Below are 12643 nucleotides of genomic sequence, written 5' to 3'. Positions count from 1 at the left end.
GGACCGGCCCGCACCCGGCCCGCCCGGCGGTCCGGCCCCGGATGATCGTCGAAGGAGCCGGCCCGGAATACTCATGAATTCCATACCTTGATCCGCCAGACTTGGGCGGGACGGGAGGAATCTCATGAGCGCGATGACGTCCGTGCCGGCGGGGCCGTTCGAGCTGAGACGGGACGACGACCGCTTCACCGAGGGGGTCCGGGCGCTGGAGCGGGAGCTGAAGCGGGTGCCGCTGGAGACCGTGCTGGCCCGCGCCAACCGGGCCGCCACCCGCAGGGGCCCCACCGGGAGCGGGGCGTTCGGCTCGATGAGGCCCCGCCCGGTGGACTGGTACTGCTTCGACGCCGCCGACAACGCCGTCACCTACTGGTACCCGCAGGGGCTGACCTGCTCCTCCGACGCGGGCGCGGCCGGGAACGTGTTCGTGGTCAGCTGGTACTACCGGCCCGAGGACGGGGAGCGGGGCGTGCGCCTGACCTTCCTGAACGCGGCGGCCCTGCGCTACCGGCACGTCCTGCTCGTGGAGGCCCGCGCGGACGGCGACATCGCCCCGATCGACATCCACGCCGGCGGCATCGCCTGGTACGGCGACCTGATCTACGTCGCCGACACCACCCGGGGCTTCCGGGTCTTCGACCTGAGGCAGATCTTCGAGGTGGACGGCGAGGAGGAGGGGGTCATCGGCCGGCGCGAGGGGGTCTACCACGCCTTCGGCTACCGCTACGTGATGCCGCAGACCGGGTCGTGGACCACGACCGCCAGGGGAGCCCGCTTCTCCTTCGCCGCCGTCGACCGCACCGCCTCGCCGGACCTGCTGATCTCCGGCGAGTACGTCGAGGAGCCCGGCGGGACCGGCCGGGTGGCCCGCTGGCCGCTGAACTCCGACGGCACGCTGAGGTCCGGCGCCGACGGCGTCGCCGCCGCGCTCGACGCCTACGCGCTGCCCGGCCCCAGGATCCAGGGCGCCCTGTCCCACTCCGGCACCTGGTACCTCAGCCAGGGCGCCGGGTCGGCGCGGAACGGCACGCTGATCGTGGCCGAGGGGCCCGAGGACGCCAAGGACGCCAAGGACGCCGAGGGCAGGGTGACGCGCCGGCCGTACCCGGTGGGGCCGGAGGACCTCACCTGCGTCCGGAGCCGCGGGCAGGTGTGGAGCGTGAGCGAGTTCGCGGGCCGCCGCGTCGTCTACGGCGTGCCGCTGTAGTCCCCGGCCGGCCGGCATCGGCTCGCGAATCACCCGCTCAGTGCAGCGATCCCCCCGCCAGGCGCAGGTCGTCCTGGACCAGGACGGCGGCCGTCACGATCGCGGTCAGCGCCTCGGCGACCAGCGGGGTCGGCATCGACGGGCCGCCGTGGTCGAGGACCTGCCCGGGGGCGAACGGCACGTGCACGAAACCGCCGCGGACCTTCGGGAAGTCGGTGGCGATCAGGTGCATGAGGCCGTAGAAGACGTGGTTGCAGACGAACGTGCCCGCGCTGTGCGAGACGCTCGCCGGGACCCCCGCCTTCCGGGCCGCCGCCACGCAGGCCTTCACCGGCAGCGTGGCGAAGTAGGCGGCCGGGCCGCCGGGCACCACCGGCTGGTCCACCGGCTGGTTGCCCGCGTTGTCGGGGATGCGGGCGTCGTCGAGGTTGAGCGCGACCCGCTCGACGGTGACGTCGGCCCGCCCGCCCGCCTGCCCGACGCAGACGACCACCTCGGGCTCGTGCTCCAGCATCGCGGCGCGCAGCCGCTCCAGGGACTCGCCGAACACGCACGGCAGCAGTACGGCGTGCACGCCCGCCACCTGCCGGACCGCCTCCCAGGACGGGTTGACGGTGGCGCCGTCGAAGGGCTCGAAGCCCGCCAGCAGGGCCCTCATCGCCGGGCCGCCGGCAGTGAGCAGGCGGGGGTGCCGCCGGGGAGGCGGTGCCGGTTGGCGGCGACCAGCCGGTAGAGGCCGTGCGCCGCCCAGCGCAGCGGCGGCGTCCGGAGCGCGTGCCCCAGCACGCTCCACGGCCCTCCGGCGGCCACCAGCAGCCGGGCGGCGGCCTGGGCCCCGCCGTACACCCGGCCGTGCTCGACCCAGAGCACCTCGCGGTCCGCCCGCTCGGGCGTGGTGCCGAGAGCGGGCAGGTCGGCCCGCTGCCAGGGGGTCACGTGGGCCCGGACGCCGATCCGCCGCTCGGCGAAGCGCACGCTCGCCGCACAGAACCCGCAGTCGCCGTCATAGATCAGCACTGGTCGGTTTGTCATAGACAAACCCTACTTATCACCTTCCGGTGGAGGTCCGTCCAGGTAGCGGAACGCCTCGTGCGCCGAGCGGATGCTGGCCCGCAGCGCCTGCTCCAGCTGCCCGGCGTCCCGCGCCAGGTGGTCGATCTCCGGTACGGCGAACGCGTCGGCGCCGGTCTCGGCCAGCAGCTCCTCGTATCTGGGCAGCCGGGAGCGGAGCAGTTCGATCCGCTGGTGGGCCAGGAAGGCCCGCTCGGCCTCGGCGACGTGGGCGGCGTAGCGCTCCAGGGCCTCGACCCGGGCGACGACGGCGGCCTCGCTGGCGGCCAGCGCCCGCTCCAGCGGCTCCATCGCGGCGGCGACCTCCGGGGCGCCGTCGCCGGCCAGGTCGCGGTGCTCGCCGCGCAGGGCCGAGAGCTTGGCCAGCAGCCGGGCGATCTCCCACTCCTGGGCCGGGAGCATCAGCGAGTTGCGCGCGTCGTCGAGCATCCCGGCCGCGTTGACCTGCGACCGGAGCACGTGGTCGACGGCCCGGCGGGTGCGCTCGCGCAGCTCCTCGGCGGGGGCGTCGAAGTCCTCCGGGAGCAGGTAGCGACCCTCGTACCAGCGGGCGTTGCGGTGGACGTCCTGCTCGGTGCTCTCGGTCTCCAGCGGATCCCGGGTGACGACGTGGCCGATGAAGACCACGAAGAGCAGCAGCGCGGTGATGAACACGCTGATGTGCATGCCGCCGGCGAGGAAGACGGAGCTCGCCAGGACGATGGCCGCGACCGCCCCGCCGATCTGCGGCAGGCGGGACGGGGCCACCTCCGGCTCGGGGGTCCAGCCGGCGCGGATGCGGGACAGCAGGGACACGTTCCTGCGGAACAGCTCGGCGATCTCCGCAGGCACCTCGGGATCGACCGCCACATACTGCACCGGCTCGTTCTCCCCTTCCCCCGGGTCGGACCGTGGTCAAGAAATCTTATATTTTCGACTATCCATCGAGATAGCGGAACGCCTCATGCGCCGAGCGGATGCTGTCCTCCAGCGCCTGCCGGAGCCGGTCGGCGTCCTGGGCCAGGCGCCCGATCTCCGGGGCCATGAACCTCCCCGCGCCCGTCTCCGCGACGAGCTGCTCGTACTCCGGCAGATGGGCGCGGAGCGCCTCGATCTGGTGCTGGGAGAGCAGCGCCTGCTCGGCCTCGGCGACGTGGGCGGCGTAGCGCTCCAGGGCCTCGACCCGGGCGACGACGGCGGCCTCGCTGGCGGCCAGCGCCCGCTCCAGCGGCTCCATCGCGGTGGCCACCTGCGGGGTCCGCGCGCCGCGGGCCAGATCGCGGTGCCTGGCGCGCAGGGCCGAGAGCTTGGCCAGCAGCCGGGCGATCTCCCACTCCTCGGCGGGGAGCATCACGGAGTTGCGCACGCCGTCCAGCAGGCCCAGGGCGTTCACCCGGGAGCGCAGGACCCGGTCGATCGCCTGCTGGGCCCGGCCGAGCAGGTGCCGGGAGGGCGGGTCGAGGTCCTCCAGGACCAGGAACCGGCCCTGCCACTGCCGGGCGTGGCGGTACAGCACGCGCTCCAGGGAGTCGGCGGGGGCGGGTTTCCTGGCGGCGTACAGGACGGCGATGACGAGCAGCTCGATCGCGACCAGGGCGAGCAGGGGCGCCGCCCCGGCGCCCGCGGCGAGGAAGGTCACCCCGGCCATCACCACGGTCAGCGCGAAGACGCCCAGGACCGGGCCCGGCACCCGGGCGCCGTCGCGGGCCTCGGGATTCCAGCCGCGCCGGATGCGGGACAGCAGCGGCCCGTTCCGGCGCATGAGGTTGGCGACCTCCGCTGGCACCTCCGGATCGACCACCACACGCAGCACGGGCACGCCCCCTTCGCCGAACCGAACTCCCGCCCGCCTGATTTCAGACCAGACGTGCTTCCATGGTGCATCGTGGTGAGCGGTGCGGTGGCCCGCGAGCCGGAGATCTCCGGCCGGGAGCCGCCCGGCCGCCCCGGGTGACCGTCTCATATGCGCAATCACGCAATTCCCTGACAAATAGAGTGAGCCCGTGAGATACCGGAAAGAGTCCAGCGAACATCTCGGGATGTACTGATGCTCATCGGAACACTCATCGTCCCTCGCGGCGCCGTGCGGATCCGCACCCGGAGCCGGGCCCGTCCCGGCGGGACCGGGCCTGCGTGCCGGGGGAGCGGCACCCGGATGATCGGCCGCAGCGGCCATGAGTGACCTCGACCTCGTCCTCGGCGCCGACGAGGACGCGCGCGCCCGCGGCCGGTCGCGCGGCAGGAGCCGGCGGCGGCGCCGCAGGCGCGGCCGCGGCCGGTTCCTCGCCCCGCTCCTGGCCCTCGTCGTGCTCGCCGGAGTCCTCGGCGGCGGCGGCTACTACGGCTACCTGTGGTTGTCGGACGTGATGGTGCCCGACGACTTCACCGGGCAGGGCACCGGAGAGGTGACGGTCCGGATCGAGGAGGGCCAGAGCGCCACCGACGTCGCCCGGGTCCTCGAGGAGCAGGGCGTCGTCGCCAGCGCCCGGGCCTTCACCAACGCGATCGACGCCGCGGGCAAGAGCGGCGCGCTCCAGCCCGGCCGCTACACCCTGCGCGAGCGCATGTCCGCGCAGGCCGCCGTCGCGCTGCTGACGGACCCGGACAACCGGCACCGGGGGACGGTGCTCGTCAAGGAGGGCTGGCGGCTCTCCCAGATCATCGACGCGCTGGCCGAGGCGACCGGGAAACCGGAGGCGGAGTTCGAGGCGGCGGCCCGGGACGCCGAGGCGCTGGAGCTGCCCGCGGCGGCCAGGGGCCGGCTGGAGGGCTACGCCTTCCCCGCGACCTACGAGTTCACCCCGGACATGACGGCCGCCGACATCCTCGCGGCCATGGTCGACCGCTACCGCCGGGCGGCGGAGGAGACCTCGCTGGAGGCGGAGGCCGAGCGGCTGGGCCGTACCCCGCACGAGATCATGACGATCGCCAGCATCGTCCAGGCCGAGGCGGGACGGCCCCAGGACATGCCGAAGATGGCCAGGGTGATCTACAACCGGCTCGCCCTCAAGCCCCCGATGAAACTCCAGATGGACAGCACCGTCTTCTACGGGCTGAACGCCTACGGCATCGCGGCCACCGACAAGCAGACGGAGAGCAGGTCGAAGTACAACACCTACCGGTACGGCGGGCTCCCGCCCGGCCCGATCGGCAACCCCGGCCAGGCGGCGATCGAGGCGGCCCTCCACCCGGCCGAGGGCCGGTGGCTCTGGTTCGTGACGACGGACCCGGCCAGGCGGATCACCGAGTTCACCGACAAGGAGTCGGAGTTCTGGCGGCTGCGGACCAAGTTCAACAAGAGGAACGGAGGCTGATCCGGCCGGGGCCCTGGGACCGGATCCCGCAGGGGGCGTGCGGCCCGGCGCCCGGTGGAGTCCGGGCGGCGTCCGGTGCGAGGATCGCCGTATGGACGACTCCTCGCGGACCGGGCCGCTCGTGGCCGAGCCGATCGTGACGGACCGGCTCCGGCTCGAACCGCTCGCCGTCGGGCACGCCGAGGAGATGGCCGCGGCGCTGGCCGATCCCGCGCTGCACGCCTTCACCGGCGGCTCGCCCGCCACCGCCGCGCAGTTGCGCGACCGCTACGCCCGCATGGTCGCCGGGCCGCCGCCCGGCAGCGCCGAGACCTGGCTCAACTGGGTGATCCGCCTGACGGCCGGCGCGGGCGGTCCGGACGACGCGACCGGCGGTGGTACGGCCGGCCCTCTGGACGGCCCTCTGGTCGGACCACGGGTCGGTCCCCTGGTCGGGCATGTCCAGGCCACCCTCACCCCGGGCGAGGCCTTTCTCGCCTGGGTGGTCGGCACCCCCTGGCAGGGCAGGAAGGTGGCCGTCGAGGCCGCCCGCGCGATGACCGGCTGGCTGGCCGGGCGGGGCGTGACCGCGCTGGCGGCCGCGATCCATCCGCGGCACGCCGCCTCCATCGGGGTCGCCCGGCGCCTCGGCCTGGTCCCGACCGCCGAGCGGGCGGACGGCGAGGTGGTCTGGCGCTCGGCGCCGCAGTGGTCGCCCCGGACGCGGGGGTGAGACGCGGGACGGAGCGGTCTCCGGCCGCCCCGGACGCGGAGGCGGGCGGTCACCGGGGCCGGTCCGGCGTCCGCGATCACGGCGCGTCCCGCCGCCCCATGGGTCTCGCGCCCCGCCGGTGACCCGCGGGGGAGAACAGAAGATCCCCCGAGCCGTCCGGCTCGGGGGATCTTCGGATGGTGGACGATACAGGGATTGAACCTGTGACCTCTTCCGTGTCAGGGAAGCGCTCTCCCGCTGAGCTAATCGTCCTCGGTGAATCTAGAGCGGAAGACGGGATTCGAACCCGCGACCCTCACCTTGGCAAGGTGATGCTCTACCCCTGAGCCACTTCCGCGTGCCCGCTGCGGGTCTCCCCTCGGCGGTGTCTGCAACACTTTACCGGATCCCGGAGGCTCCGATGTCCGTGCGGTGAGGTGGAGACGGGATTTGAACCCGTGTACACGGCTTTGCAGGCCGTTGCCTCGCCTCTCGGCCACTCCACCAGTCGGATCCCGGAGGATCCGCAGAGCGGAAGACGGGATTCGAACCCGCGACCCTCACCTTGGCAAGGTGATGCTCTACCCCTGAGCCACTTCCGCGTGTTTCCCGGCCGTTTCGTCCGGGTGCACGGGAAGACTCTAGCGCGTTCTGGGAGTGCGTGCGTCCAACCGGGCGCTTGCCGGAGCGTCAGGTTCGTGTGACGCACCTCACATCCCTCCCCGTGGTCATCCGGACCCGCCGCGGACCGGTCCCGCGCCCGGCGCGGGACGGGGGTCCGGTTCCGGGCCTCGGCTACGGCCCTCGGCTACGGCCCTCAGCTGCGAGCCTCAGCTGAGGAGCTCAGTCCCGGAGCCGGACGACGTCCTCGGCACGGACGAACATGATCCGGTGCCCGAACTGGATCTGGTGGTAGCGCCGGGCGCCGCGGACGACCAGGTGCCGGGACGGGTCGAAGGTCACGGCCCGCAGGTGGGAGCCCCGGACGGTCAGGCCGAGGCTGTAGCGCTGGCCGGCCGGGAGCCGGTACTGCAGCGCGACCGGCTTGTCGGCCTTGATCCCCGGGGGGTAGGCCGCGGCCTCGGGGTAGGGGCGGCCGTACAGCTTCACCGAGCTCAGGCCGGGCCGGGGCGTCACCAGGGGACCGCGGGCCGGCACCGAGGTGCGGGCTCCCTCCGGGTCGTGGAACCAGGCCTTCTGCCCCAGGTACCAGATCGCCGTCCAGTCGCCCCGGCGCCCGGCCAGGGCGTAGCGCTGGCCGGTCGAGGCGCGGGCGGCGTGGTCGTAGACGCTCTGGCTGGAGCCGCCCGACGGGTGCTTGCCGACGTCCTCGACCAGCGGGGCGTCGTGTGCGGGGGCGGCGCGCAGCCAGACCGAGGAGGCGCCCCAGTCGGGGCAGGCCCCCTGCCCGTCCTCCCGGCCGCCTTCCTGTCCGCCGGGGCAGCCGGTGAAGCGCGGGCGGTGGGTGGCGGGGTCCGGCAGGATCGTCACCGAGCGCGCGGCCGGACCGGCGGACAGGGGCGAGAAGGCGTCCGGGGCGGGGCCCCGCGGCGGGCCCAGCGGGCTGCCGAGCAGCTCGAAGTAGTGCTCCCAGTCCCAGAAGGGGCCCGGGTCCTCGTGCATGCCGGACACGGTCCGCGGGGTGGCGCCGGGCACGTTGTCGTGGCCGAGGATGTGCGCCCGGTCCAGCGGCACGCCGTACCGGTGGGCGAGGTGGCGGACCAGCCGGGCGGAGGCGCGGTACATCGCCTCGGTGTACCAGGTGCCGCCGGAGGCCAGGTAGCCCTCGTGCTCCAGGCCGATGGAGCGGGAGTTGACGTACCAGTTCCCGGCGTGCCAGCCGACGTCCTGGCCGCGCAGGTGCTGGGCGACGTGGCCGTCGGCCGACCGGAGCGTGAAGTGCCAGCTCAGGTAGGACGGGTTGCGCACCATCCGGGTCATGCTCTCGTAGGAGGCCTCCCCGTCGTGGACGACGATGTAGTCGATCTCCCTGCGCCCGTCGTAGCGGTCGTGGTTGCCGTGGCGGCCCTTGCCGAGCTTGCGGTAGGGGGCGGGGAGCCACTCGCAGGAGAGCTCCGCCGGGCAGTCGGGGCCGGGGGCGGTGGCGCGGAGCGCGAGGCGCCGGGGCGGGCGGACCGGAGTGACCGGGTCCGTCGGCGGGCGCAGGACCACCCGCTCGCCGTCGTCGGTCACCCGGGCGGCCCCCGTGCGGATCGTCGCGTACACCTCGTCGGCGAAGACCTCCGCCGCCCGGGTGTCCGTGCCCGGGTAGCGGGCCACCGCGCCGTACCAGTGGGCGGGGCCCGCGCCGGTCCGCCCGCCGCTCTCGCGCTGGAGGGCGGCCAGGAGCGCGGCGCCGCCCATGATGTTGGCGGCCGGGTCGGTGCGGAGCCGGCCGGGGGAGATGCCGGTCAGGCGGGCCGCCCGGTGCAGGGTGTCCCGGGGCGGGGACTGCGGGGATCGCCGGGACTGCGGGGACTGCGAGGACTGCGGGGGCGCGGCGGCGCGGGGGTCCGCCACCCGGAGCGGCCGCGTCTCGTCGCCCCGGCCGTCCCGCCCGGCCCCGTGGTGGGCCCGGTGGTGGGCCCCGTCGTGGGCCCGGTCGTGTGCGCCGCGCCGTCCCCGCGCCGGGGCCGCCGTCGCGTCGACCAGGTGCATGGGTCCGTAGCCGCCCGAGACGCTCGGCCTGCCGCCGTTGGCGTCCCAGCGGGACTGCAGGTAGGAGACGGCGAGCAGGACGCCCTCCGGCACGCCGTACGTGCGGGCGGCCCGGGCGAAGGCGGCCTGCCTGCCCTCCGGCGGGGCCTCGCGGGAGGCGTGCGCGGCGCGTGACTGCGCGCCCGCCCGCTGGGCAGTGCCCGCCCAGGCGGCGGGAACCACCGCGGCGAGGGCGGTGACGACGGTGAGGGCGGCGGAGACGGCGGTGTACGGCAGGCGCATGGTGGTTCCTCCCGCCGGGACCACTACCCAGAGCTACAACAAACTACCGAGTGTGATAAGCGTGGATCTTCGATGAAGAGAGAGCGATTTCTGCCCGAAATCGGGCAGGAAAGTTGGCGTGCACGGCCTCTCCTGCTTATCGTCCTGCTCTGTGTCGACGACCTGGCATCCGCACGAGGAACTGATCACCCATCTGGTCCGGACGAGCGCCCTCGGCCCGGGAGAGGCGGCGCGGGTGGTGGCGGACGTGCTGGCGTACTTCTCGGAGAGCACCGAGGAGTACGTCCGGCGGCGGCATGCCGAGCTCAAGGCGAAGGGGCTGGTCAACGACCAGATCTTCCCGAGGATCGCCGCCGAGCTGGCGGGCCGCCGGGTCGCGGCGCCCGAGCTCTCCCTCCGCCAGCTCCGGCGGATCGTTTACGGGTGAAACCGTATAAAAAGGTATAAACCACTCAGTCGAAAGGGCGATCACCGTGTGTGGAATCGTGGCCTACGTGGGGCCGAAGGATGCGGCGCCGATCCTGCTGGAGGGCCTGCAGCGGCTGGAGTACCGGGGCTATGACTCCGCCGGCGTGGTGGTGGCCAACAAGGGCCTGAAGATGCGCAAGGTCAAGGGCCGGGTGGCGGACCTGGCCGCGGCCGTGCCGGCGCGCTTCAAGGGCGCCACGGGCATCGGCCACACCCGCTGGGCGACGCACGGCGTGCCCAGCGACGTCAACGCCCACCCGCACCTGTCGAACGACGAGCGCGTCGCCGTCGTGCACAACGGCATCATCGAGAACGCCGACGAGCTCCGGGCCAAGCTCGAGGCCGACGGCGCGACCTTCCTGTCCGAGACCGACACCGAGGTGCTGGCACACCTGATCTCCCGGACCGTCAAGGAGACCGACTCCCTTCAGGAGGCCGTCCGCCTCGCCCTCAAGCGGGTCGTCGGCACCTACGGCATCGCGGTGATCGACTCCGAGCGTCCCGGAGAGGTGGTCGTGGCCCGCAACGGCAGCCCGATCGTCCTGGGCATCGGCGAGAAGGAGATGTTCGCCGCCTCCGACGTGGCCGCTCTGGTCCGCTACACCCGCCAGGTGGTGCACCTGGAGGACGGTGAGCTCGCGGTGCTGCGCGCCGACGGGTTCAACACCTTCGCCAGCGACGCGCGGGAGACCGCCAAGGAGCCGCTGACCGTCGACTGGGAGACCGCGCACTACGACACCGGCGGCTACGAGCACTACCTGCTCAAGGAGATCTCCGAGCAGCCCGACACCGTCGCCCGCACGCTCCGCGGCCGCCTCGACGACCGCTTCCACGTCGCCCACCTGGGCGGTCTCAACATGGACGCGAGGGAGACCCGCTCCTTCCGGCGCGTGAAGATCATCGGTTGCGGTTCGGCCTACTACTCCGGTCAGATCGGCGCGCAGCTCATCGAGGAGCTGGCCCGCATCCCGGCCGACGCCGAGCCGGCCAGCGAGTTCCGCTACCGGAACCCGGTCGTGGAGCCCGACACCCTGTACGTGGCGATCAGTCAGTCGGGGGAGACCTACGACACCCTGGCGGCCGTCCAGGAGCTCAAGCGCAAGGGCGGCCGGGTCCTCGGCATCGTCAACACCGTCGGCAGCGCCATCGCCCGCGAGTGCGACGGCGGCGTCTATCTGCACGCCGGGCCCGAGGTCTCGGTCGCCAGCACCAAGGCGTTCACCTCGACGGCCGTGGCCTTCGCGCTGCTCGCCCTCCACCTGGGCCGGGTGCGCGACCTCTCACCGGCCGACGGCCGCCGCGTCTGCGAGGGCCTGCGCAGGCTGCCCGGGCAGATCAAGGAGATCCTCGCGCTGGAGCCCCAGATCAAGGAGCTCGCCTACAAGTACGCCGAGTCGCAGAGCATCATGTTCGTCGGCCGGGTCCGGGGCTACCCGGTGGCGCGCGAGGGGGCGCAGAAGCTCAAGGAGATCTCCTACGTGCACGCCGAGGCCTACCCGGCCAGCGAGCTCAAGCACGGGCCGCTGGCGCTGATCGGCCCGGAGATGCCGACGGTGGCGATCGTCCCCGACGACGAACTGCTGGACAAGAACCTCACCACGCTGGGCGAGATCCGCGCGCGCGGCGGGCGGGTGCTCATGGTCGGCCACCGTGTCGCCGACTCCAAGCTGGCCGACGACTGCCTGGTCGTGCCCAGGAACGAGGTCGAGCTGGACCCGATCCTGCTGGGCATCCCGCTCCAGATCTTCGCCTACCACGCCGCGGTCGCCCTGGGCCGGGACGTCGACAAGCCCCGTAACCTCGCCAAGAGCGTCACGGTGGAGTGATCCAGGCAAAAGGAACACATCCAGACAAGTCCCGACCGGTGGCGGAAAGTGATGGTGCTGTAACCTAGGGTGTCAAGGGCACCCTGGGGAAGGGGCACCTATGCACCGTAGACGGTTTTTCCGGCTCACCGCGGGGCTCGCGGTCGCCGCGGCGGGGTACGGCGCGGCGGGATGCGGCCCGGCGGGCGGCGGAGGGCCGGTCGCCGGGAGGCTCTCCATCATCGCGCCCGCGGCGCACGGGCAGGACGCCGACCTGGTCGCCCGGGCACTGGCCGAGACGGTGACCGGCGACGGGCTGGCCCTGACCGCCGAGGTGGGCAACCATCCGGGCGGCGCCGGGGCCGCCGCCCTCGCCGCCCTCGCCGCGGCCGGCGGTCCGGGCCTGCCGTTCGCCCGGGGCGGCGGCCTGCTGGTCGCAGGGATGCCGCTGGTCGCCGGAGCGGAGATCTCCGGCGCGGTCGACCTGGCCGGGGCCACGACCCCGCTCGCCCGCCTGGTCGGCGAGCGGGCGGTGCTGGCCGTCTCCGCCGGCTCGCGGCTGCGCTCCTTCGAGGACCTCGCCGGCGGGCTCCGGCGCGACCCGGCCGCGCTGGCGGTCGGCGGCCGGGCCCTGGGAAGCCCGGAGCACATCCTGTACGGAATGATCGGCAAGTGCCTCGGCGTGGACGCCCGGCTGCTCGACTACGCCGCCTACGCCACCACCGCCCAGTCCGTCGAAGCCCTCCACGCCGGGCGGGTGGCCGCCGTCCTGGGGCCGGTGCGCTCCCTGGCCGGCGAGATCGCCGCCGGGCGGCTCCGGCCGCTGGCGGTCTCCGCCCGTGAGCGGATCGACGGGATCGAGGCTCCGGCGCTCATGGAGCTCGACGTCCGACTGGAGTACAGCGACTGGCGCGGGGTGCTGGGCGGGGCGAAGATGGGCGCCGGGGACCGCGAGTCCGCCGTGGCGCTCTGCGACCGGATCGACGCCTCCCCGCGCTGGCGGGAGCTGTGCGCGGCGCACGGCTGGGAGCGTCTCTACCTGAGCGGGGACGACTTCCGCCACTGGCTGTCCACCGAGACCGAACGCACCCGGGGGGTGCTCTACGAACTCGGACTGCTGCGCCCCTCCGACACAAATTGTAGGGCCGGTTGCGTGATCCGCCCCTAGATG

The 12643-nt window shown here is 73.6% G+C and carries 11 protein-coding genes and 4 tRNA genes; 6 read left to right on the top strand and 9 right to left on the bottom strand.

What is annotated here, in order from left to right; all coding sequences use genetic code 11:
• Positions 1-124 precede the first annotated feature (124 nt).
• A complete protein-coding gene (locus ACFOWE_RS01020) occupies positions 125-1204 on the top strand; it encodes a hypothetical protein (protein ID WP_377284814.1) in 1080 nt (359 codons plus the stop codon).
• Positions 1205-1241: 37 nt separating this feature from the next.
• Here the strand turns inward: ACFOWE_RS01020 and pcp are convergent, their stop codons facing one another.
• From pcp to ACFOWE_RS01000, 4 genes are read right to left on the bottom strand one after another with little or no spacing between them, the layout of a single operon-like run.
• Complete coding sequence (gene pcp, locus ACFOWE_RS01015; RefSeq protein ID WP_377284813.1) at positions 1242-1862, bottom strand: pyroglutamyl-peptidase I; 621 nt, start codon at positions 1860-1862, stop codon at positions 1242-1244.
• Positions 1859-2236 carry a thiol-disulfide oxidoreductase DCC family protein gene (locus ACFOWE_RS01010; RefSeq protein WP_377284812.1) on the bottom strand — a complete coding sequence of 126 codons (378 nt, stop codon included), beginning with the start codon at positions 2234-2236 and terminating at the stop codon, positions 1859-1861. The genes pcp and ACFOWE_RS01010 overlap by 4 nt, the downstream gene beginning before the upstream one ends.
• Before the next feature lie 9 nt (positions 2237-2245).
• Entirely contained in the window at positions 2246-3133 is an 888-nt protein-coding gene (locus ACFOWE_RS01005; RefSeq protein WP_377284811.1) for a hypothetical protein, read from the bottom strand.
• Between the two features lie 58 nt (positions 3134-3191).
• Complete coding sequence (locus ACFOWE_RS01000; protein WP_377284810.1) at positions 3192-4073, bottom strand: hypothetical protein; 882 nt, start codon at positions 4071-4073, stop codon at positions 3192-3194.
• A 355-nt stretch (positions 4074-4428) separates the two neighbouring features.
• On the opposite strand from ACFOWE_RS01000, the gene mltG reads away from it, so the two are divergent.
• Positions 4429-5568 carry an endolytic transglycosylase MltG gene (mltG, locus tag ACFOWE_RS00995; protein ID WP_377284809.1) on the top strand — a complete coding sequence of 380 codons (1140 nt, stop codon included), beginning with the start codon at positions 4429-4431 and terminating at the stop codon, positions 5566-5568.
• A 91-nt stretch (positions 5569-5659) separates the two neighbouring features.
• Positions 5660-6280 carry a GNAT family N-acetyltransferase gene (locus tag ACFOWE_RS00990; protein WP_377284808.1) on the top strand — a complete coding sequence of 207 codons (621 nt, stop codon included), beginning with the start codon at positions 5660-5662 and terminating at the stop codon, positions 6278-6280.
• A gap of 177 nt (positions 6281-6457) precedes the next feature.
• On the opposite strand, the gene ACFOWE_RS00985 is transcribed toward ACFOWE_RS00990, so the two are convergent.
• The 5 genes from ACFOWE_RS00985 to ACFOWE_RS00965 form a co-directional block, all read right to left on the bottom strand.
• Positions 6458-6532 (bottom strand) — tRNA-Val (locus ACFOWE_RS00985).
• Between the two features lie 13 nt (positions 6533-6545).
• A tRNA-Gly gene (locus ACFOWE_RS00980) sits at positions 6546-6617 on the bottom strand.
• 77 nt (positions 6618-6694) lie between these two features.
• A tRNA-Cys gene (locus ACFOWE_RS00975) sits at positions 6695-6765 on the bottom strand.
• Positions 6766-6789: 24 nt separating this feature from the next.
• Positions 6790-6861 (bottom strand) — tRNA-Gly (locus ACFOWE_RS00970).
• A gap of 241 nt (positions 6862-7102) precedes the next feature.
• Positions 7103-9199 (bottom strand): N-acetylmuramoyl-L-alanine amidase, encoded by a 2097-nt coding sequence (locus tag ACFOWE_RS00965; RefSeq protein WP_377284807.1) that lies wholly within the window; start codon positions 9197-9199, stop codon positions 7103-7105.
• A gap of 151 nt (positions 9200-9350) precedes the next feature.
• On the opposite strand from ACFOWE_RS00965, the gene ACFOWE_RS00960 reads away from it, so the two are divergent.
• From ACFOWE_RS00960 to ACFOWE_RS00950, 3 genes are all read left to right on the top strand, one after another.
• Positions 9351-9626, top strand: a complete 276-nt coding sequence (locus tag ACFOWE_RS00960) for a hypothetical protein (protein ID WP_377284806.1) — start codon at positions 9351-9353, stop codon at positions 9624-9626.
• A 46-nt stretch (positions 9627-9672) separates the two neighbouring features.
• On the top strand, positions 9673-11493 hold the full coding sequence (glmS, locus tag ACFOWE_RS00955; RefSeq protein ID WP_377284805.1) for a glutamine--fructose-6-phosphate transaminase (isomerizing): 1821 nt from the start codon (positions 9673-9675) through the stop codon (positions 11491-11493).
• A gap of 100 nt (positions 11494-11593) precedes the next feature.
• Complete coding sequence (locus ACFOWE_RS00950) at positions 11594-12640, top strand: Bug family tripartite tricarboxylate transporter substrate binding protein (RefSeq protein ID WP_377284804.1); 1047 nt, start codon at positions 11594-11596, stop codon at positions 12638-12640.
• Positions 12641-12643: the final 3 nt, after the last annotated feature.

The organism is Planomonospora corallina (genome assembly GCF_042650625.1).
Taxonomy (GTDB): Bacteria; Actinomycetota; Actinomycetes; order Streptosporangiales; family Streptosporangiaceae; genus Planomonospora_B; species Planomonospora_B corallina.
The sequence above is the reverse complement of the archived record's forward strand: the minus strand, read 5'-3'. Positions and strand labels throughout refer to the sequence as shown.